14 protein-coding genes and 1 pseudogene are annotated in these 20,052 nt (G+C 61.9%); 11 read left to right on the top strand and 4 right to left on the bottom strand.

The window, feature by feature from the left end:
* Positions 1-1,150: 1,150 nt before the first annotated feature.
* Positions 1,151-2,404, top strand: a complete 1,254-nt coding sequence (locus FQ755_RS32915; RefSeq protein WP_144161243.1) for a hypothetical protein — start codon at positions 1,151-1,153, stop codon at positions 2,402-2,404.
* Between the two features lie 431 nt (positions 2,405-2,835).
* Here the strand turns inward: FQ755_RS32915 and FQ755_RS32920 are convergent, their stop codons facing one another.
* A complete protein-coding gene (locus FQ755_RS32920) occupies positions 2,836-3,120 on the bottom strand; it encodes an HU family DNA-binding protein (protein WP_144161246.1) in 285 nt (94 codons plus the stop codon).
* 172 nt (positions 3,121-3,292) lie between these two features.
* Complete coding sequence (locus tag FQ755_RS32925; protein ID WP_260858988.1) at positions 3,293-3,841, bottom strand: hypothetical protein; 549 nt, start codon at positions 3,839-3,841, stop codon at positions 3,293-3,295.
* A gap of 343 nt (positions 3,842-4,184) precedes the next feature.
* Here FQ755_RS32925 and FQ755_RS32930 point away from each other — a divergent pair, with 343 nt between their 5' ends.
* From FQ755_RS32930 to FQ755_RS38825, 6 genes and pseudogenes are all read left to right on the top strand, one after another.
* A complete protein-coding gene (locus tag FQ755_RS32930; RefSeq protein ID WP_144161249.1) occupies positions 4,185-5,219 on the top strand; it encodes a hypothetical protein in 1,035 nt (344 codons plus the stop codon).
* A gap of 994 nt (positions 5,220-6,213) precedes the next feature.
* Positions 6,214-7,047, top strand: coding sequence for a DUF932 domain-containing protein (locus FQ755_RS32935; RefSeq protein ID WP_144161252.1), 834 nt, complete (start codon positions 6,214-6,216; stop codon positions 7,045-7,047).
* A 131-nt stretch (positions 7,048-7,178) separates the two neighbouring features.
* Positions 7,179-9,503, top strand: a complete 2,325-nt coding sequence (locus tag FQ755_RS32940; RefSeq protein WP_144161255.1) for a ParB/RepB/Spo0J family partition protein — start codon at positions 7,179-7,181, stop codon at positions 9,501-9,503.
* Positions 9,500-9,712, top strand: coding sequence for a hypothetical protein (locus FQ755_RS32945; protein WP_260858989.1), 213 nt, complete (start codon positions 9,500-9,502; stop codon positions 9,710-9,712). The genes FQ755_RS32940 and FQ755_RS32945 overlap by 4 nt, the downstream gene beginning before the upstream one ends.
* A gap of 533 nt (positions 9,713-10,245) precedes the next feature.
* Positions 10,246-11,295, top strand: coding sequence for an IS110 family transposase (locus FQ755_RS32955; RefSeq protein ID WP_144161261.1), 1,050 nt, complete (start codon positions 10,246-10,248; stop codon positions 11,293-11,295).
* A 12-nt stretch (positions 11,296-11,307) separates the two neighbouring features.
* Positions 11,308-11,526, top strand: a pseudogene (locus FQ755_RS38825) (IS3 family transposase); the annotation flags it as partial.
* 1,407 nt (positions 11,527-12,933) lie between these two features.
* On the opposite strand, the gene FQ755_RS32965 reads toward FQ755_RS38825, so the two are convergent.
* A complete protein-coding gene (locus FQ755_RS32965; protein WP_144161264.1) occupies positions 12,934-13,695 on the bottom strand; it encodes an IclR family transcriptional regulator in 762 nt (253 codons plus the stop codon).
* A 161-nt stretch (positions 13,696-13,856) separates the two neighbouring features.
* Between FQ755_RS32965 and FQ755_RS32970 the strand changes: the two genes are divergently transcribed.
* From FQ755_RS32970 to FQ755_RS32985, 4 genes are all read left to right on the top strand, one after another.
* Positions 13,857-15,464: an MFS transporter gene (locus FQ755_RS32970; protein ID WP_186308727.1), complete on the top strand. Its 1,608-nt coding sequence runs from the start codon at positions 13,857-13,859 to the stop codon at positions 15,462-15,464.
* Between the two features lie 14 nt (positions 15,465-15,478).
* Positions 15,479-16,519: an HlyD family secretion protein gene (locus tag FQ755_RS32975; protein ID WP_144161270.1), complete on the top strand. Its 1,041-nt coding sequence runs from the start codon at positions 15,479-15,481 to the stop codon at positions 16,517-16,519.
* A 6-nt stretch (positions 16,520-16,525) separates the two neighbouring features.
* A complete protein-coding gene (locus FQ755_RS32980) occupies positions 16,526-18,082 on the top strand; it encodes an efflux transporter outer membrane subunit (RefSeq protein WP_144161273.1) in 1,557 nt (518 codons plus the stop codon).
* 343 nt (positions 18,083-18,425) lie between these two features.
* On the top strand, positions 18,426-18,881 hold the full coding sequence (locus tag FQ755_RS32985; RefSeq protein WP_144161276.1) for a universal stress protein: 456 nt from the start codon (positions 18,426-18,428) through the stop codon (positions 18,879-18,881).
* Between the two features lie 169 nt (positions 18,882-19,050).
* On the opposite strand, the gene FQ755_RS32990 is transcribed toward FQ755_RS32985, so the two are convergent.
* On the bottom strand, positions 19,051-20,034 hold the full coding sequence (locus FQ755_RS32990) for a zinc-binding alcohol dehydrogenase family protein (RefSeq protein WP_144161279.1): 984 nt from the start codon (positions 20,032-20,034) through the stop codon (positions 19,051-19,053).
* Positions 20,035-20,052 lie beyond the last annotated feature (18 nt).

Raw genomic sequence — 20,052 nt, forward strand, 5'->3', positions numbered from 1 at the left:
GAACCCAACATTCACGCGGTCGAGGTAGGCGACCACGTAACAAACGAACAAAAGGGGCATGAATCGCCACGCGGCTTTTCGGAATGTAGCATCCGCGGGGGTGCGATTAGCATCCACCGACATTGCGGGATGTGAGGACATCGTTGTCTCCTGATTTATCGTCGCGTTTGCGCGTTCGACTAAGGTATGCCGCCCCTCAAGCTGGAAGCGGTTTGACATACTTTTCCGGCAATGTTATTTGCTCAGTCGCTCAACCGGATTAGCCGCTAGGCGTATTCGGGATACCCGGCGGCTGTTGGAGACGAATATGCAGCACACCGCCCTGGCGTCACAGGTGATGCTGTAGCGTTCAGAACCAAAAAAATTTTCGGTTTGACTGGCCGACCACTCTCGGTGGCTGGTCGCTATCATCGAAAGCGCATCAAAAGCTGCGCGCTGATCTCAACTGCGACGGATTTCACAACAGCTCTGCTTTCCACGATTCACGGAGTGGGGATTGGAATGAGCGCTCGCGTCGGCGGTCACAATCGCCCAAGACTTTGGTCTATCGAAATTGTGAAGTGGAGTTGCATCAATCGGTGCTCAAGGCACCGCAACCTGCAAGCGGACGCACATAGAGGTTTGAAGAGACTTTCAGGAACGCGCTCCTTACGGATAAAGATGCCTTGGGTCGCAGAATATGAACACCCTACTTTGCCCGGTCCAACGCCCGGGCAGAGTCCGCGGCCCGATGGTTTGCGAACGCATCGTCGCACCTCCGCATAAAGCGCGAGGAGGCAAGCTCCACGTAAGCGCGAAGTTGTCGAACGGCCGGTAGCGACTGAACTTCGGCCTTCCGTCACGATACGGTGAACGACGCTTCGTGGCCGCGTGCTGCCCGATGCGTTCGGACATATATCGGCCAGCGGCGTTCCTCGGTCACTGTCGGTTGCCGAGCGTCGTAGGTCGCATCTTAGGATGCGAAGTGACAATTCTATTTGGCATCGGGCGAATGCGTACTCAGTATGGCTCGCCACGCGATCGGGGTGCTACGATGTACCAAGTTGACAACCATTTATAGTTGCAACGGTGACATCTTCAATGCGTTCTATGCCGCCATTCGCGTTGCGCCTGTGGCATCCTGCGTATCTTCGGACCACTAAAGCCCGTCATGAAAGAAGCCACGCTTCAGACTCTCATCACAGCGCGCGCGCTGCTCGAGCAAGCGGAGCGGCAAGCCGGGCTTGGCGACCGTTATCTGGCAACCGCAGCACTGATCGTCCTTCAGGATGCTGTTGAACTGGTTTTTCTCGCCGTCCTGATCGAGAAACAGTTGGACGAAGAACGCGCAATCGAAAAGCTCACTTTCGACGAGATGATTTCGGCGATCGGTCAGCTAGGGATCAAGGTGCCAAAATCCGGCACCCTCAAGGCTATGAACAAGCTGAGGGTGACCGCGAAGCATTACGGTCAGGTGATGGAACCCCTGACGGTCCAGAGTCATTTGAATGCGGCCAAGGTCGCCATGGACGCAGTGTTGAATTCAGCTGTCGGCAAGCCGCTGAGAGAGATCTTCCTCACCGAACTCATCGGCAACACGGTATCCCGGCCTTTCCTGGATGACGCGGCGTCTGCCTTGGCCGATGGCGAGTATGCGCGAGCATTGATCGCTGCGCGCAAAGCATTCTTTCTGGAGTTCGAGCACGAATACTGTATTTACCCCTACCGACATAGATCAGCTAACGAGCCTATGTCCGGCGGCCTTATAGGTCTCGCCATGTTGGGCTCTGGCTGGAAAGCGCATTACTGGACCCGCAACGCCGAATGGATTCGTGACAACGTAAAAACTCCTTTCGATTACGTCCAAATCAATCACGAGACCTGGCGAATAGATGCGATGGAGTGGGGAATCAACACACAAACCCTCAACAACATCCGCCGCCTGACTCCCCAGGTTATCCGGTTGGAAGTAGATGGGGCCTGGTATATTCGGCTTCCGGCCGCATACGCGGCAAACAGTGCAAACCGTGAGAATGCGTCCGGATGCCTAGACCTGACCATCGAGGCAATCCGCAGAAAGCATGAGCACATCCGGGCCGCACGTACCGCAAACGAAAGCAATCCTTATGAAACCCCGGCAGCTTATGTCGGGCAATCCCTGTTCGAACGCCCGGCACGGGATAGCAAGGTGATAGGGTCCCTCGCCGAAGGTGACACGTATGTCGTCAAAGAAATGCTCAGTGGCTTTGACCACCGCGAAATATTTTACCGACTAACATGCACGACTGCTGCCGGCGAACCGTTCTGGGGTTATGTAGAGCGGATCAAAGCGCAACCATTGGATGAACCGCAGTCCGATGCACAGATATCGCAGGTGGAAAACGTCAACATGCCGCCTGGCGATCCTATGCACCATAGCAAGTGACGCCATTACACGTCCGGGGTACGTCCTGGTCCAGTGTTCCTGGACAATCCTGAAGGGTTGCCCGGCCCGCCTCTCTCCAATCCAATGGACGCGTCGAAAAGCTCGAACGGGTCGTTCAGCTCATCGAACGTCGACAGTTTAAAACGGCGTTTGCGCAGTATCTTTTCGACTCATTTCTGAGCGGCTAGATAAAGCCGCATAGCAGGGATCCTGGACTTGATGCGTGTCGAATCATCCCTGCTGTCGCCCAAAGGTCGATCGCTCAAACAGCGGATGACGCCTTGCAACACTCGCGTCGCCCGGTCATTCCGAGGATCAGGGACTAGCGCATGACCGAGCGCCAGTCGCATATCCTGGCTCCTGTCCGCAGGCGCACGTATCCGCGACAGATGTTCGAGATTCGTTTAACCCGCGGCGGCCCTTTATTTTCGTCACTTCCGGTGACCGTTCACCGCGTCCTTGAATGCTTTACCGGCCGTAAACTTCACCGTTTTCGCGGCCGGGATACGAATCTCCTCGCCCGTTCGCGGGTTACGTCCGACACGTGCGGCACGTTTGCCTTGCGTGAATGAGCCGAACCCGGTCAGTTGCACGTCCGCACCGTCTGCGACGGCGCCGCTAATCGTGTCGATCAATGCGTCAATCGTCTCGCCAGCCTTAGACTTGCTCGCGCCTGTCGAGGTGGCTACCGCCTCAATCAATTCCTGCTTGTTCATCCCTGTTCTCCTTCATTCGTTGTTGCACATCACAACCACGTCCAGACTACGACCGCCGTTATAAAAGAATTCGTCCACCTCTTCAAGCGGTATACGTCAATGCCCAGCGGACGCACAGAACGCGCTATTCATGCGATGCCGCATGGGTCAGGAACATCAACCGGGGACCCTGCTATCCGTTCTCTCCCGATGCAGGCTGACCGGTCGCGGCAGCCTGTATCGGCGATCTCGCGTCGCTCTGCACGAAGCGCTGAAGCCGCTCCCAGGCCGCCTCATACACATATGCCGCCACCGTCCCGAGTTGCTGGTCATGGATCGCCAGGATCGACTCCAGCGCCTTCAGGCCAACATCAGAGAGCGACCACTCCCTGCCGTTCTCCGCACAGCTGATGCTCTGCTGAAGCGCTATTTCGGCTGCACGGAACAGCTCGATCTCGCTGCCTTGTGATTCCTTATCACGCAGAAAATACGCGAGATATACCACCTTCAACAGGCAGAGCATCTGCTGGCTACTGCCGTGGCCACTACGCAGGGTGGCCAGGGCGAGATGATTCTCAAGCGCTATTGCCCGGACCCTGGCCACCGGCAGGGGTAACAGCATCTCCCTTGTGAGCGGCTTTCTGCGCGCATTTGTGGCGAAGCGGTGCGTACGAACCATGAATTTCAGGGCAGCAAGGATGGGTACGGTCTTCCCGCGGCGGCAGCCGGTCGAAGAGGACACATCGGCTGGCCCGTCACGGACACACTGTGGCTGGCCGTTCGGGCCGGCGAGCCGACACGCGCCAGAAATCCCTACTGTAGCAACAAATGATCGCCGACAGAACCGTACCGAGCCTCGCTTCACATCCGTCGCTATTCGTCCCGAGTCCCGGCCCGATACCGCAAGGGCCGCTTGTGAACGCATTGGCTGACGTTTCGCACCGGACCCAACCGACATTCGGACGATCCATGCCCAGACTGCAAGTTCGGCATCCGTTGGTAACGGCAAACGCCCGCCTGCGCACGACTACCGGTTCAGAACTATCATATCGTCAGACATATGAGGCAACCGCGGAAGGCCGGACATGGACAAACCGATCGAGATCACCCACTACACGTCCTTTGCGATTGATGACCTGCTGTTCCTCGGGAAACAGTGGAAAGCAGCGCGGCCGCAAAGCGCCCGGCAGATCGAGAGCCTTGTCGACCTGATGCGACGGGGCGTGAAGTTTCTCCTTCCCAACTGCGCCGAGCTGATTGACGAAAAATCCATCGGCGAGGCACACCTGGAGCTGCTGCGCCTGCCCTACCCGGTCACCATATTTGAAGCGCCGTGGGAGCTGCACCGGCCGGTCGACCCATGGCTGAACGGTGCCCCTCAGTCCCGCTCGAGCAGACGGATCGCACTCTGCTGGGAGCGTTCTGACGATATCGAACCCTTTGCCGGGCTGAACACCCAATACCGCCAGATGTTCCCGGAAGGCGGGGTATTCATCTTCCCCGTGTATTACCTCGATGCCCTCAGGAGCTGGTCTCCCGGGGTGGGAGGACTCTTCGTTCCCCATGACAGCAGGGTTGACGGGCATTTGGCGGACACGCCGGCCACGACACTCGCGCACCAGGCCTTGCGTAGCGCCGGCCGCTTGAAGGGCAAGGGCTACCGGTTCCGGGCCGAACCGTTCGCGTTAATTCCGGATCTGTTCGCCGAGACCGTTGCCAGATTCAACGGGGACCAAGCGCTGGCGTTGTCGCAGGTGATCGTCGACGCGCATGACGAAGTCGGCATGGTGGTCCAGGCCTGCACCGTCCTGAACTGCACAAATGTCCAGACCGTCGATGTGCCGCCCGGCAGGGCCAGCAATGCAGTTCGCACGGCGAGAAACCAGACACCGTTCTACACTTACAAGGTGCTGCAGCTAAAGGTCGAGGCGCCGGCCGCTCACCCGGCCGGCGGAATGCATGCCAGTCCCCGTGCCCATCTGCGCCGGGGCCATATCCGGCGGCTCCGGGATAAAACCACCTGGGTGCGGGCGAGCCTCGTTAATCCGGGTAGTGAGCGGGGCGTGGTCGACAAGGACTATGCGCTGCCTGCATCGGGCTCGCGCCTGGATCCGCCGTGACCTTATCAGGGTGTGGGGCCTGCCGCAACACACACTTGTCCACACGCACTCGTCCTTGAGGTGCGCCGGACTGCGTCGCGCACGAGATCCTCGATGCGCCCATGGGCGGGCACAGACTCCAAGACTGCTTCGCACCAATTATTCTGTAATCCTAATTTTTTAAACGATCGGGTACAGTTCTTTTGCACCAGCAGGCCACGATCACGCAGGCGGGGATATGACGTTTCGCGCAACTCGCCAGCCTGCAGCGTCCCGGGGGCCCGGTCCTGGTACTCCTCGGAATACGATGCTTGCGGCTTGCGCTCCTTGGTCCTGGCATATCAGTGCCGGTTTTCCGTGAGGGCGCCTTGCGTGCCCCGCATCCCGTGGCAGTGGCCGCGTCGCCAGTGCTCCTGTCACAGCAGCAACGACCATCTGCAACGCTGGTACCAGGACCTGCTGTCTGCTCCGTCATGCTTGACGTCAACGGCATGGGCGCATCCCTCCGCAAGCGCTCCGTGACCGGGCTTTCGTGCTTGCGCATCGAGCCGCGTACGCGTCTCGACCCTCCCGGGCTTCAATCCCTTGCGCAACACCTTAACCCCTCAAACCCTTGAAGGCCCAGTCAGGTGAAGGCCGCGAGCGGCCTCCACATTCGCGCTCGCCGCGCGGCGTTTCATCCTGCTCGAACAGCGAAGTGCTTCGCATCCACCAGTCTCCACCGTTCCCGCCCTAACCCGCGACAGTAGCCGACGCCGGGTGGGTGTCAAGGCGTTCGGGGCCGAGTCCTCCGCTTCGCTGCGTCCCGCACCAACCCCTCACTTCTTTCCTTGACACCCACCCGGCGCCGGCTCCTTGAGTCGCACGGGCGCGAACTCAGGAGACTGGCGGCAGCAAAGCCAACCCCTGGCTTCGACCAGGATGAAACCAACCCCTACGGCGGGGGCGAATCTTGGAGCCCGGTCAGCGCAACACCGATCAACCCTTTTTGATGGTTCTCTTTCTGGAGACTGACATGCAACTCGCTTCCTCTTTCCGTTCCGGCTCCCCGATGCTCCGCTCCGACTCCCCTTTGTCGGACGACCAGATCCACCGCGTCGCCCCGTCCATCTTTGCCGATGGCAAGCACCAAAGCCGTTCGGAGCGCTACACCTACATTCCGACCATCGACGTACTTAGGGGTTTGCGCAATGAAGGCTTCCAGCCCTTCATGGTGTGCCAGACGCGCGTGCGCGACCTGGACAAGCGCGATCACACGAAACACATGCTGCGCCTTCGCCCCGCCACTGAAATCACGGGTGAGGACGTCAACGAAATCATCCTCCTCAATTCGCACGACGGCTCGAGCAGTTTTCAATTACTGGCTGGTGCCTTCAGATTTGTTTGCCACAACGGCATGGTCGCCGGGGACACCGTGCGCGATATCCGTGTGCATCACAAAGGCAACGTGGTGCAGAACGTGATCAACGGTGCTTTCGACGTACTCGACGGATTCGACCTGATCCGCGAGCAGAAGGACGGCATGCGCGCCCTCACGCTCGATCGCGACGAACAGCACGCCTTTGCCCGCTCCGCGCTTGCGCTGCGCTATGACCCGACTGACGCCGAGGCCCCTGCCCCGATCACCGAAAGCCAGTTGCTCGCCCCACGCCGTTTCGAGGATCGCCGCGACGACCTTTGGACGGTTTTTAACAAAGTGCAAGAGAACTTGACCAAGGGCGGCCTGCATGGGCGCTCCCGCAGCGGGCGCTCCATGTCCACGCGCCCGGTGACCGGCATCGACCAGAACGTGAAACTGAACCGCGCCCTCTGGATGCTCGCGGAGGCGATGCGAACGATGAAGGCGTAAGACCGTCAGGGCCGGTCCGTTCCGGCCCTCACCGCGCATCCCATCATGAGGACTCCTACCCGGATTCGGGACTCATGATGTTTCGCAACAAACCGGACCCGGGACCTTTCTTTTCTCTTTTGGAGTCTGTCATGCAATCGCAAGTCATCGCATCAACCCCTGAACTATCGGGCGCAACCGATACCGACGCCCGCACCAGCGAAGCCACCGCCGTATTGGAAACCGATTTCGGCAAGGAGCAGCCGGTCGAACACGTCCCGTATTCGCGCCTTCGTCTCTCACCGCTCAATGTCCGCACCAAACCCCTTTCGGGAATCGCCGGACTGGCGGATAACATCGCGGCAAAAGGACTGCTGCAAAACCTTGTGGTCCATTTCATCAAGGGTTCCCGCAGCAAACAGCCCAAGCTCGGCGTGTGCGCCGGTCAGCGGCGACTCGCCGCCCTCGACCTGCTGCACAGGGATGGCCGCATTCCCGCCGACTATCCGGTGCCCGTACGGATCGTCAGCGAAGCCGACGCATTCGCCGCGAGCCTGATCGAAAACAGCCAGCGGGAAAATCTCGACGTTTTCGATACCGTGCTTGCCTTCAAACGCCTGACCGACGAGCGGCGCAGTATCGGTTATATCGCCGCTTTGTTCGACGTCTCGCCGCTCACCGTGAAACGCCGCCTGAAACTCGCGCACGTCTCCCCGAAGCTGCTCGCCCTCCTGCGCGAGGACGCCATCAGCATTGACCAGCTTGCCGCACTCGCCCTCGTGGATGACCAGGAAACGCAGGAACGGCTCTGGTTCGACGCGCCCAATGACTATCAACGCGCGGCGCATTATCTGCGACAAGCCATCACCCGAGCCGAAATCGACGCAAGCCGCAGCCGTCTGGTGAAGTTCGTCGGCCTCGACGCCTATGAGGCAGCTGGCGGCTACGTGAGGCGCGATCTGTTCAGCGATGAACAGAACGCGGGGTATGTCGCGGATGCCGACCTGCTGCAACGGCTCGTTGGCGAAAAACTCGAAGCCGCCGCAGAAGCGGTGCGTGCGGAAGGGTTCGGCTGGGTCGAAACTCGCATCGAGCGCGATCACAGCGAAATGAACAGCTTCGGCAGGCTTCAGCCGGTACACCGGCCCTATACGGACGACGAGCAGCGCGAGCTTGACGCGCTGAAAGCACAGCACGACGAATTCGTCGCGAAGTTCGACGCCCTTGAGGAAGGCGACGAGAACGCGTACGAGGAAGCCGAAAACCTCGAAGCAGCGATGGACGCGATGGAACGGGCAATCGGGACATTCGCGCAGCGCGCGCAGGTGTGGGACGCCGCACAGATCGCGCAGGCGGGGGCATTCGTCACGGTCGGGCCGAATGGCGAACTGATGATCGACCGTGGACTCGTGAAGCTGGACGACCTCGCCCTGCTCGAAAGTGACGGCGCAGTCGTCACCGGTCTGGCCGACACGGACATGAGCGACACATCCACCGGCAGCGGAAAGGCCGCCCCGAAAGAAAGGCCCGTCCACAGCGCGGCGCTCTGCCAGCGCCTCACCGCGCACCGCACCGCCGCTGTACAGGCTGAACTCACCAAACGCCCGTCCATGGCGCTCGCTGTCCTGCTGCACCGGCTCGTGCCGGTTGCCTTTGCCGAGCGCTATCGTTCAGGGTGGGACGCGTCCTACCTCGAACTGAACGCGACCAGCAGCCACGACAAGCTGCTGAAAGCCGCCGACGACATGCCCGCCAGCGTCGCATGGACAGCTATTGACGCACAGCGCCAGCAGTGGACCGCCACCCTGCCCGCGCGACGCGCCGACCTGCTGCCGTGGCTCATCGATCAGGACCCCGGCACGACCCTGCTGGACCTGCTGGCGTTCTGCACGGCTTCCCTGATCGACGGCATTACCGGCACCGGGGCACCGCACACGGTCAATGCCCTGACTCAGGTACTGGAACTGGACATGACGCGCTACTGGACCCCGACGCGCGCGTCGTACTTCGACCACGTCAGCAAGGCCCGCATCATCGACGTGGTCGCCAGCGCCGTCTCGCCCAAGGCCGCCGCCGATCTTGAGAAGATGAAAAAAGGCGACGCCGCAGCCGCAGCCGAACTGCGTCTCGCAAAGGTGAAATGGGTCCCGGAAATCCTCACCTCTCAGGCTCCGCCCGTCATCAATCACTACGATCCCGATGACGACGATGGCGACGAAAGCGACGAAGGCGACACGCAGAACGAATCGCCCGAGGATGACGACACCGGCGCGGGCGCAAGCGGCACGGACAGCGAGCCGGACGGCAGTCACGCCACCGCAGAGGCAGCGACGCTCAACGGCGATGCAACGGGGCGCGGTGCCGATGGCGACGATACCAGCGCCGCCGCACCGGGAACGACGCCAAACGGCGCAGAACCCGCATGGCCGTTCCCGACCGCCGCCATAGCCTCTGGCAAGCCGGTAGCCCGAGCGTGACCGCAGGAGCCATACAGCGCCGCCCGCGCAGGGCGGCGACCTATGCACCCGGCACGGTCCGCGCATGGCGCTGGCATGGCGACGGTGACGTGCGCGGATATCGTCCGCCTCGCGGCTGGACGGCAGTCGCCGACCTGAGCGATATCCATCCGATCAGCGGGCAGCAACTAACTCGCTCGGTATGGTGGATCATCGAGACAAAGCAGTAACGGCACTGACAGCAGTATCGGTCCCGGCAGGGCACGCCGGGACCGTTCAGAAATTCTGACCCCGGCCACAGCCCGCCGCATCCGGTTCCAGGGCCTACCCCCAATCACCCCGCCCTCGTTGCACAGGTAACCAACGCATGACCTCCCGGTGCCGACCTCGACTATGGAACAGCCGACCTCGCAGCCTGATCCTGCAGTCAGGTTCCTTTGTTTTGACACAAAACTGCCCTCCCGACCGTTGGCCTTGCGGCGGCTTTGTTTGACACAATCCGGTGCTGCGCTGTGATGGTCTAATTTCCTCGGACAGGTCGATAGGAGGACACTCAGTCTAAGATCGCTTCTGAACGTCGTACCGATCTGACCCGTGCTGGGATTGGCCGAGCTGCCTTGGCATTGACCTGTCGATCGGTTCCGGCGTTCCCCGAGCGTTGCCGGGCTCACCGTCTGTGACCTGATAGGAGCTTTGTACTGCACCGTGAGTGTCCTGTCCTGCGAGTGGGGTTGGCGATGCGCCCACTACAACGGATATACGCATGGAACAAAACGAACTGATTCTGGGCGTTGACACGCACCTGGATACGCATGTCGGGGCTGTAATCAGCGACACGGGCAGGCTTCTCGGAACTCTATCGGTAACAACCAACACGGCAGGATATCTCGACCTGCTGACATGGGCGAATTCGTTCGGCCCGTTACGCCGCGCCGGGGTTGAAGGGACCGGCACCTACGGAGCGGGTTTGGCTCGCGTGCTGCGCGATCATGGGATCGAGGTGCTTGAAGTCAATCGTCCCGATCGCGCGATGCGCCGATCCAAAGGGAAGTCCGATCCCACTGACGCCGAAAACGCCGCACGTGCGGTCCTTGCCGGAAGGGCCACTGCTATTCCTAAGGAACAGTCTGGCGCCGCCGAGGCGATGCGCGCTGTCTCCGTTGCCAGGCGCAGTGCAGTCAAGGCAAAGACGCAGGCTATCAATCAATTACGGGCTTTGCTCGTGAGCGCTCCCCAGGAAATCCGTGAGCGTCTTCTGAAAGCGAAGACGGCGGAATGCGTTGAGGGTTGCGCCCGTCTTCGCTCGTTGGGCAAGACGCCAATGTTGCAAACGCTCACGACCACACTGCGTTTGCTGGCGAAGCGTTGGCTGACGCTCGCAGAAGAGCTCAAAGCACTCGATGCCATGCTTGACAGCCTCACCAGTCAGCATGCTAGGCGGGTTCGCGAAAGATTCGGCGTCGGCCCTCAGACCGCTGCGGTATTGGTTGCTGTGGCGGGAGACAATCCCGAACGCCTGAAAAACGAAGCTGCGCTGGCTGCACTCTGCGGCACAAGTCCGTTGCAGGCGTCGTCCGGCAAGACGGTCCGGCATCGTTTGAACAGGGGCGGCGACCGGTCCGCAAACAATGCCTTGTGGACCATCGCGATGGTCCGCATGAGAAGCGATCCCCGGACCCGGGCTTACGTCGAGCGCCGGACGAAGGAGGGTATGTCCAACAAGGAAATTCACCGCTGCCTGAAGCGCTATATCGTGAGGGAGCTGTACCCGCTCATCCTCGCCGATCTCGCCGATTCGACGGCTGCTGCTTGACATAGGAGCGTCAATTCGGTGATGGAGCGGTTCTTCCTGAACCTGAAAATGGAGCGCGTGTGGCAGCGTCGATACGCCAACCACGACGAGGCACGGCGCGACATCAACCAGTACATCGTCGGTTTCTACAACGCTGTACGCTTACATTCGACTTTGGGCTATCTGTCGCCCGTCGCCTACGAGGCGAAACCGACAGTGAAAGAACCTATCGGCCTGTCCGAAATAACTTGACCACTACAGTTTGACACAATCCGGTGCGGCGCAACCGGCAATTTTTCGATACCGTTGCCCATCGTCATGCGGGTTGTGTTGAAATAATCGACCCGCCGCATTCCCGCTCGCACGACATCGCACATCCCAACCGCCCATGCCGCCGCAACCCGCATGCGACGCGTGAAGCAGCGTGTGCCAACCCGCACCGACAACCTTTGTTTTAATACAATCGGCCCGGCATTCGCTCCCTTGTTTTGACACAAAGCGAGGCGCGATGATCCGCGATTCGCCCCCGCCCGTCACGGTCACCATGCGATCTGTGCCGGAACGTCGCCGGTGCCGTTTTTCCCTTATGACCTCCTTCACATGGCTCATGTATCTGCGTGCGTAGACGGACACGTCGCACGCGAACGCGGCAACGCCGTCCCTTGTTTTGACACAAACGGACCGGGCAGCGGCCCAGGGACCCTATCTTTGTTTGACACAACAACCCCATGCGTGACGATCCGCCTTTGCGCTGGCCCCTTGTCGCTCACGATATCGCCCCCGTGCTGCAACGGCACCGGCGCTGTATCCATGGGTACTCTCGCATGCCGCGCATCATCCGGCTTGTGAAGACGCCGCCTGCCCCGTCGCATGCGGCCCGGCACGCCGTTCCTTGTTTTCACACAAGTGACCCCCAAGCGACATCCACGCACCCGTCTTTGTTTTGACACAAGGCCAATGCGATAGTCTCCGGCGGCAAACGCTCATGGTCACCGCGCGTTGTGTCGAGACAACCGCTTCGCCGGTTTACGTCCGCGCACCGCCTCTCACGTCGCACAGCAGGGCCGGACCACGCTTGCCAGATCGGCCGCAGTCACTTTGTTTTGACACAAACCAGCCCGGTCAACCATCGACGTGCCGGGGACCACTCGGTATCCCCCGTGAGCCCCTCGCCCGGTCCCACCACCTGAATAAGCAACTCGGTTCTGGTCTATTACAGGCCTGCTTTGTTTGACACAAGGCCAACGGGATAGCCTCCAACGGCAACCGCTCCTGGTCACTGCGCGCGTTGTGTCGACACAACCGAATCCCGCCTTTCCTTATGCACGACGCCTCCCACGGAGGCACAGCAGGGCCGGTAAAAGCCCAGCCTGGCAGATCGCCCGCCATCGCCTTGTTTGACACCAAGTCACTCCGGTCGACGATCGACCTGCCCGAGCCACTCGGTATCACCCGCAAGCCCCGCGACTAGCCCCACTACCTGCATGAACAACTCGTTTCTGATCTATTGCAGGATAGGCTAGCGCCGGTTTTAGGCGCCCAGTGCATTTGTGATCGGGGAATTCGGCGAACAACCCAGAGACACCGTGTTACCACACCCGCCGGCGTGCAAAGCATCACTGCAGGAGTCGCATTCCGTTTCCCCATGCCCATCGTGTTTCACTCATCAGGGCGACTCCGTCCGATCTCACCCAGCAGGACATCCCGGCACGCCAGCAGCTGCTCCACAATCCGTGGTCGTCCGACCGATGCAACACGGACTGCCGGAGCCGGAATCGATATTGCAAAGCGTCCGAGAATCGTGTCAACGCCGACTGCAAGGGACACAATGCCGGGCGTCGTTTCGTTATCGTCCACTGCATATCCCGTTCGCCTGACACGCTTCAATTCTTTCAGCAGTTCGTTGCCGTTCGCCCCTCCGGCGTCGGGCAATTGAAGCAGCGCCAGCGCCTCCTCGTCCGAGCCAAGCGCCAGGAGCGCCCGGCCTCCCGCCGTGGTCGCCAGCGGCAAATTTGCCCCCACGCGAGACACCACCCGCAACTCTCGCTCGGCAACCACAACGTGAATGAACGCCAGTTCGTGGCTGCTGATCCGGCCAAGCGTCACCGTTTCGCCAATATCGTCGCTCAGCGACTGCAAATGCGGTGCCGCCACGGCAACCACATCGGTGTGCAACTTGCCGACCAGCCGCAGAAAGGCCGGCCCGAGCCGCACCCCGTCGGCGCGCCCGGTGCGCACGAGTTCCTCATCGGCCAGCGCCTTCACGATGCGCTGGACCGTGGAACGCGGCAGATCGACCGCCTTCGCGATCCCACCGAGGCTCATACCCTCCGGACGCCCACCCAGCACGTCAAGCACGCGTGCCGCGCGCGCGATGACCTGAATGCCCTGCCCGCGCTCGCCTGCCAGATCATCATCCATCACTGCCGCCCCCACACCGCATTAGAAGTGTGACTCGATAATACCACGCCATAACCACTATGCAATACATTGAATCGCATAGTAGAATTCACCAAAATCGAGTTTTGTACCGCAATACGGAACATTGAACCACATAACGGTTCACGTCCGACATGCCACCGATGACTACGACCACCCCATCACCGCTCGCGCCACCGCCTCCTGCCGCGCAACCGTTCTCCGCCCGACTGGCAATGGGTCTTGTCGGCGTGCTGATCGCCGCGCTTACCTCCGGGCTGAATGACCGCGTGACCGACATCGCCCTCGTCGACGTGCGCGGTGTGCTCGGTATCGATCACGATGCCGGCAGCTGGTTCAGCAGCGCGTATGAAGCTGCCGAGGTCTCGGCGATGATGCTGTCCGCCTGGTTCGCCGTCACTCTCTCGATCCGGCGCTTCGCGATCGCGGTCGTGCTGCTGTTCGCGCTCGCGGGCAGCGTGTTTCCGCTCGTCCACACCTATCCGGCACTGATCGCGATGCGCATCGTGCAGGGGCTGCTCGGCGGCATGCTGCCGCCGCTGCTGATGACCGTCGCGCTGCGCTTCCTGCCGCCGCCGGTGAGACTCTACGGGCTCAGCGCCTATGCCCTGACCGCGACCTTCGGGCCGAACCTCGCGATGCCGCTCGCCGGCCTGTGGACCGACCTGGTCGGCTGGCGCTACGTGTACTGGCAGGTCATTCCGCTGTGCGCGGCTGCCGCCGCGATGATCGCGTACGGACTGCCGCAGGATCCGCTGCGTCTCGAACGCTTCCGGCAGTTCAACTGGGTCGGTGTCGTGACCGGCTGTAGCGGTGTCGCAGTGCTGGTCGTCGCACTGACCCAGGGCGAGCGCCTCGACTGGTTCGATTCGCCGCTGATCTGCGCGCTGCTTGCCTCAAGCGCCGTGGCGCTGATCCTGTTCGGCGTCAACGAATGGCATCACCGGCTTCCGCTTTTCAAGCTACAGATTCTCGGGCGCCGCAATTTCTCCCACGGACTCATCACGCTGTCGGGCCTGCTGATCCTGTTCATGGCCGGCTCGGCACTGCCTGCGGAGTTCCTCTCCGACGTCCGGGACCTGCGCCCGCTGCAAATCGGGCCGCTCGCGCTGTGCATCGCGATTCCGCAACTCATTGCCGCGCCCGCCGCCGCGACGCTATGCAACATCGCACGTCTCGACAGCCGCTTCGTGCTCGGTTCGGGGCTTGTCCTGCTCGCCGCATCCTGTGTCGCCGGTTCGCTGCTCACGTCCGCATGGTCATCCAACAACTTTTATCTGATCCAGGCCCTGCAGGCGCTTGGCCAGCCGCTCTCAGTCGTACCAATCCTGATGGGCGCAACCAGCACCGTGCTGCCGCCCGAAGGACCCTTTGCGTCGGCGATGTTCAACACGGTCCGCGGGCTCGCCACGGTGGTCGGCTCGGCACTCGTCGAAACGGTTATCGCGCATCGCGACCGGTTCCACTCGGCCATGCTGCTCGACAACGTCGGCAACCGCACCGCCCTGCTGCATCAGGCGCCGGCCAGCATTGGCCATCATGCCGTACCGTTTTCAGGCATCGCGTCCACCGCGGACTCAGGCGCGCTCGCCGTATTCAGCGCGCAAATTCACGGCCAGGTGCTGACGATGAGCATCGCCGACCTGTACCTGATCCTCGCCGGTGTCGCACTTGTACTGATCGTCGTGATGCTGCTCCTGCCCGTCCGGGCCTGGCCCCCCGGCGCGCTGCCACGTCAGCCGTCCCATTAACACCGAGTCCCGTCATGAAAAATCCCATACTTCGTGCAGCGGTGGCGCTGGCCGTCATCGTCTTCATCGGGCTTGCCGTATTCCACTTCGCACAGCCGTCCACGGGCAGTGAACAGTCGACCGATGACGCGACGCTCGCGGCCGATTACACTCTCGTCGCGCCTCGCGTGCGCGGCCAGATCGCCCAGGTCCTCGTCGAAGACAACCAGTCCGTCAAGGCTGGCGACCTGCTGGCCGTCATCGACGACCGCGACTACCAGACCGCGCTGCAAGGCGCGGCAGCGGATCTCGCCGCCGCGCAGGCCCGCCAGGCCACGCTCGATGCGCAATTGCAGCGTCAGCAGGACGTGATCCGCCAGGCCACTGCAACCGTGACGGCCGATCAGGCGTCGGTGTCGTTCGCGCAGCAGAACGCGGCGCGTTACCGCCGGCTGGCCGCCGACGGCACCGGCACCATCGAGGACCAGCAACGCAACGACGCCACGCTGAACCAGCAAACGGCACTGCGCGAGCGCGACTCGGCCGCACTCGATACCAACCGGCAACAACTGACCGTACTCGCCGCCCAGCGCAACGAGGCCGCCGCCGCCATGGAACGTGCGCAGCACGCGCTCGAGCAGGCGCGACTGAACCTGTCGTACACGAAGATCGTCGCCCCCGTTGACGGTGTCGTCGGCCAGCGCTCGGTGCGCGTCGGCGCATACGTCGACGCCGGCACGATGCTGCTCGCCATCGTCCCGCTGCAGCAGATCTATGTGGTCGCGAACTACCGCGAAACGCAGCTTGCGCAGGTACGCGCCGGGCAACCGGCACGCATCACCGTCGACGGACTGCCCGGCGCCACGTTCCGCGGCCAAGTGGACAGCATCGCGCCGGCCACCGGGTTGACCTTCGCGCCGATCGCGCCAGACAACGCCACGGGCAACTTCACCAAGGTCGTCCAGCGACTGCCCGTCAAGATCTTGCTCGACGCCGGTCAGCCGCAGATGGACCGTCTGCGCGTCGGCATGTCGGTAATTCCGCGCATCGACACGCGTGCGGACCCGAAGGAGTAAGCCACCATGCAAAACCCTCACTCTGCACCGCGGCGTCGGTACGCGTCCGCACTCGTCGCCGTCGCGGCCACCGTGCTGCTCGGCGCGTGCGCGGTCGGCCCGGATTACGTGAAGCCCGAACCGCAGCTTCCCCAGACATGGGACATGCACGACCAGCCCGGCAACCCCAGCCATCCGGTCGCGCTGCCTGCCGGAGAGGCCGCCGATCCGCAATGGTGGAAGCAGTTCAACGACCCTGAACTCGATGCGCTGGAGCAGCGCGCCGTCACGGGCAACCTCGACATCCAGGTCGCCGCCAGCCGGCTGCAGCAAAGTCGCACGGCGCGCCGGATCGTCGGCGCGCAGGCGCTGCCCTCCGTCGGCGCGAACGCGAACTACCAGCGTACCGGCGCAAGCTCGACCGGCCTGATGAGCCTGCTCGGTGTGTCGAACCCACCCGCTTCGCAGATGGCAAATGGCACCGGCTACGGCAACTCGGGCATAGAGGGCAACGACGTGAGCGAACCGTTCAACCTGTACCAGTACGGCTTCGACGCGTCGTGGGAACTCGACCTGTGGGGCCGCACGCGCCGGCAGGTCGAGGCGGCCGATGCGCTCGCGCAGGCGAGCGATGAAACGCGTCACGAGACCATCCTCGCCGTCGTCGCCGAAACCGCAGCCGACTATGTGCAACTGCGCGCGAGTCAGGCCTCGCTCAACACCGCCACGCAGATGCTCGACCTGGCGCGCCTTTCGCTCGAACTGACGCAGCGCCGTCGCGCGGACGGCGCTGCGACCGACCTGGACGTGACCAGCGCCCAGACGCTGGTGTCGTCGCTCGACGCCGCGCTGCCGCCGCTGCGCCAGCAGAACGCGCAGTTGATCAACGCACTCGGTCTGCTGCTCGCCCAGCCACCCGGCGCGCTCGCGCAGGAACTCGACACCGCGCAGCCGGTGCCGCCGGTGCCTGCCGCCATTCCTGTCGAAGTGCCCTCCGTCCTCGCGCGGCGACGCCCCGACATCCGCCGAGCGGATGCGCTGCTGCACGCGGCGACGGCCAGCATCGGCGTGGCCAAAGCGGATTTCTATCCGAGCGTCACGCTGTCGGGCAGCTTCGGGATGCAGTCGATGTCGTTCGCATCGGTCGGCACGTGGGCTGCACGCCAGTTTGCGATCGGTCCCACGCTCAGCCTGCCGATTTTCGAAGGGGGGAAACTGCGCGCCCAGCTGAATCTGCGTGAGGCGCAGCAGCAGGAAGCCGCGCTCGCGTATCAGCATACGGTGTTGGGTGCCTGGAACGAGATCGACGACACGCTGTCGTCGCTCTCGACGGAGCAGCAGCGGCACACGAGCCTGGTGGCAAACGTGGCGCAGAGCCGCCATGCCTGGCAGCTGGCGATGTCGCGCTACGAGGCGGGCGCCGGCACACAACTCGACGTGCGCGCGGCACAACGAACCCTGCTCGCGGCACAACTCGAATGGATACGCAGCAACGCGGACGTGTCGCTGAGCGCGATACGCCTATACAAGGCGCTTGGCGGTGGCTGGGAAAGCGCTGGCGAAACCCCACTCGCCGCACGCTGACCCAGCCGGGTGGTCAACAGCGGCGTATAGCCCCCCATCGCACTATGCTGCTCAGGGAAATGCTGCGGTCGTTATTGGATGAAGCCGGTATGACCGAATTGCATCGGTCCGAATGCAGTGCGTAGTGCCCGATTTTCGCCTGCGCGATATCGACCGACAGCCTTCGGTTTTGTGGTCAACTCCACGAAGGGTAACTACCTCGTCGCGACCAGAGGAATACCCTTGGAAAGCGGCATAGGACAGTGGGAGCGGCACAGGGATTCCGCGCCGCGGCACAACCCATTTTCCGACCCGAAGCGCATTCCCGTATTCGTGACATCAACCTGCAGGAAGGCCCTCTATCATGTTCAACACCCTTCTCGTCCCTCTGGACGGCACCCTCCAGAGCGACCACGTCATCGATCTGGCCAGCGGTGTGGCAGCGCGAGGTACTGCGACGGTACACCTTCTATGCGTCGTTGACCCATCGTACGCGCTGTGTTCAAGTGACGAAGGCGGCATCGCATCCGACGGACTAACATACCCTCCCGCACAAATAGAAACATCACTGGCACGATCCGCCCTGGATAAAGCAACCGCACACCTTGCAGGCCAGGGTCTCAAGGTAGAGCAGCATCTTTACGCGGGACATCCGGCCGAAATCATCATCGAACAGGCCCGTCGTCTGGCTGCCGATGTCATTGTCATGGGGCATCATCATCTGTCCAGGCTACGCCGTTGGGCAAATCCATCGACTGCCGGAGAGGTGATTGAACGGTCTCCCTGCGCGGTATTGATCTCAACCCGGGACAAGCGTTAACCGGCAAGGATTTCCTGTTCAATGACGCGACTGCGGCCTCTGCCCATCTTGCGTCAGGCCAGCACTTCAGCAACGTTGCGATCTCCAGCCATGAAGCAGCGAAGTTGCCGAAATTCCATTAATTTGCTCACCCTTCGGATTTGTTCCGCACTTGAAACGAAGATGCGGCCTACGGCGTAAGAACGATGCGACCGTCGAGCGCACGACTTTCCATCCGTTCATGTGCGATAGCAGCCTTGTCGAACGGGAGCACGTCGATCGCTACCTCGCCCAGACCCGCAACAACCGCTTTCAGCGCAGCTTCAAGCGCAGGACGGATCACATGCGGATGTGCAGGAAGGTAGGCGCCGGCATTGAACCCGGACACGGTTGCGTTGCCCAGCCAGAGGTCGTTGGTCTTTACCTGATGTTCCCAATCACCGCTGGCATTACCGGCGACGATGAGTCGACTGCCTGGCTTCATCAACGCGAAGCTGTGGCTGCGGACAGTGCCGCCGACAGGGTCGATGATGACGTCGAATTTCTCGTCGCCGAGAATTCCTGGCAATTCGTTGGAATCGACGATCCGGTCATACGGCAGCTTCGTGTTCCCCGCGGCATTCAGCTTGCTCGTGCGCACCGTACCCACCACACGCGATGCACCAAGTTGTTTTGCAATACCCGGAAATCCCGCGGAAAAGCCACCGAGCGCCCCATGAATGAGGACGCTCTCGCCTTCGGACAGATGCGCAACCTGGGTCAGGGCGACATGCGCCATCGCCGCATTGGGTATGACCGAGACAGCGAGCGCCGGGTCGATACCGGAGCCTTCGATCGAGACGACGCCACGCACCGGAGCGATGTACACGGAGGCATAACCGCCGGTGCCGGCACCCGCCGACATCGAGACGACCTGTTCGCCGATCGCGAACCCGTTTACGCCCTCGCCAAGAGCACGCACCGTACCAGCCACTTCAAGACCAGGAATGAAGGGCGGCTGGGCCATGCCCGGTACGTCCTTGAAGAGTCCCTGGCGGAAGAAGACATCAACAAGCCCGACCGCGGCATGGGTGACGTTGATGGCGATTTCACCCGGACCGGGTGTCGGATCAGGCAACTCCGTAACGGCGAGGACGGTGGGGGCTCCGAACTGGGTGGCTTGAACGGCCTTCATGGGAAATTCCTTTGTGAT

It is taken from the genome of Paraburkholderia sp. BCC1885, from assembly GCF_900996235.1.
GTDB lineage: Bacteria > Pseudomonadota > Gammaproteobacteria > Burkholderiales > Burkholderiaceae > Paraburkholderia.

Bases quoted from the DNA above. Each gene is read 5' to 3' on its own strand.
- FQ755_RS32915 (WP_144161243.1), top strand. From the start codon at position 1,151: ATGAAAGAAGCCACGCTTCAGACTCTCATCACAGCGCGCGCGCTGCTC.
- FQ755_RS32920 (WP_144161246.1), bottom strand. From the start codon at position 3,120: ATGAACAAGCAGGAATTGATTGAGGCGGTAGCCACCTCGACAGGCGCG.
- FQ755_RS32930 (WP_144161249.1), top strand. From the start codon at position 4,185: ATGGACAAACCGATCGAGATCACCCACTACACGTCCTTTGCGATTGAT.
- FQ755_RS32935 (WP_144161252.1), top strand. From the start codon at position 6,214: ATGCAACTCGCTTCCTCTTTCCGTTCCGGCTCCCCGATGCTCCGCTCC.
- FQ755_RS32940 (WP_144161255.1), top strand. From the start codon at position 7,179: ATGCAATCGCAAGTCATCGCATCAACCCCTGAACTATCGGGCGCAACC.
- FQ755_RS32955 (WP_144161261.1), top strand. From the start codon at position 10,246: ATGGAACAAAACGAACTGATTCTGGGCGTTGACACGCACCTGGATACG.
- FQ755_RS32965 (WP_144161264.1), bottom strand. From the start codon at position 13,695: ATGGATGATGATCTGGCAGGCGAGCGCGGGCAGGGCATTCAGGTCATC.
- FQ755_RS32970 (WP_186308727.1), top strand. From the start codon at position 13,857: ATGACTACGACCACCCCATCACCGCTCGCGCCACCGCCTCCTGCCGCG.
- FQ755_RS32975 (WP_144161270.1), top strand. From the start codon at position 15,479: ATGAAAAATCCCATACTTCGTGCAGCGGTGGCGCTGGCCGTCATCGTC.
- FQ755_RS32980 (WP_144161273.1), top strand. From the start codon at position 16,526: ATGCAAAACCCTCACTCTGCACCGCGGCGTCGGTACGCGTCCGCACTC.
- FQ755_RS32985 (WP_144161276.1), top strand. From the start codon at position 18,426: ATGTTCAACACCCTTCTCGTCCCTCTGGACGGCACCCTCCAGAGCGAC.
- FQ755_RS32990 (WP_144161279.1), bottom strand. From the start codon at position 20,034: ATGAAGGCCGTTCAAGCCACCCAGTTCGGAGCCCCCACCGTCCTCGCC.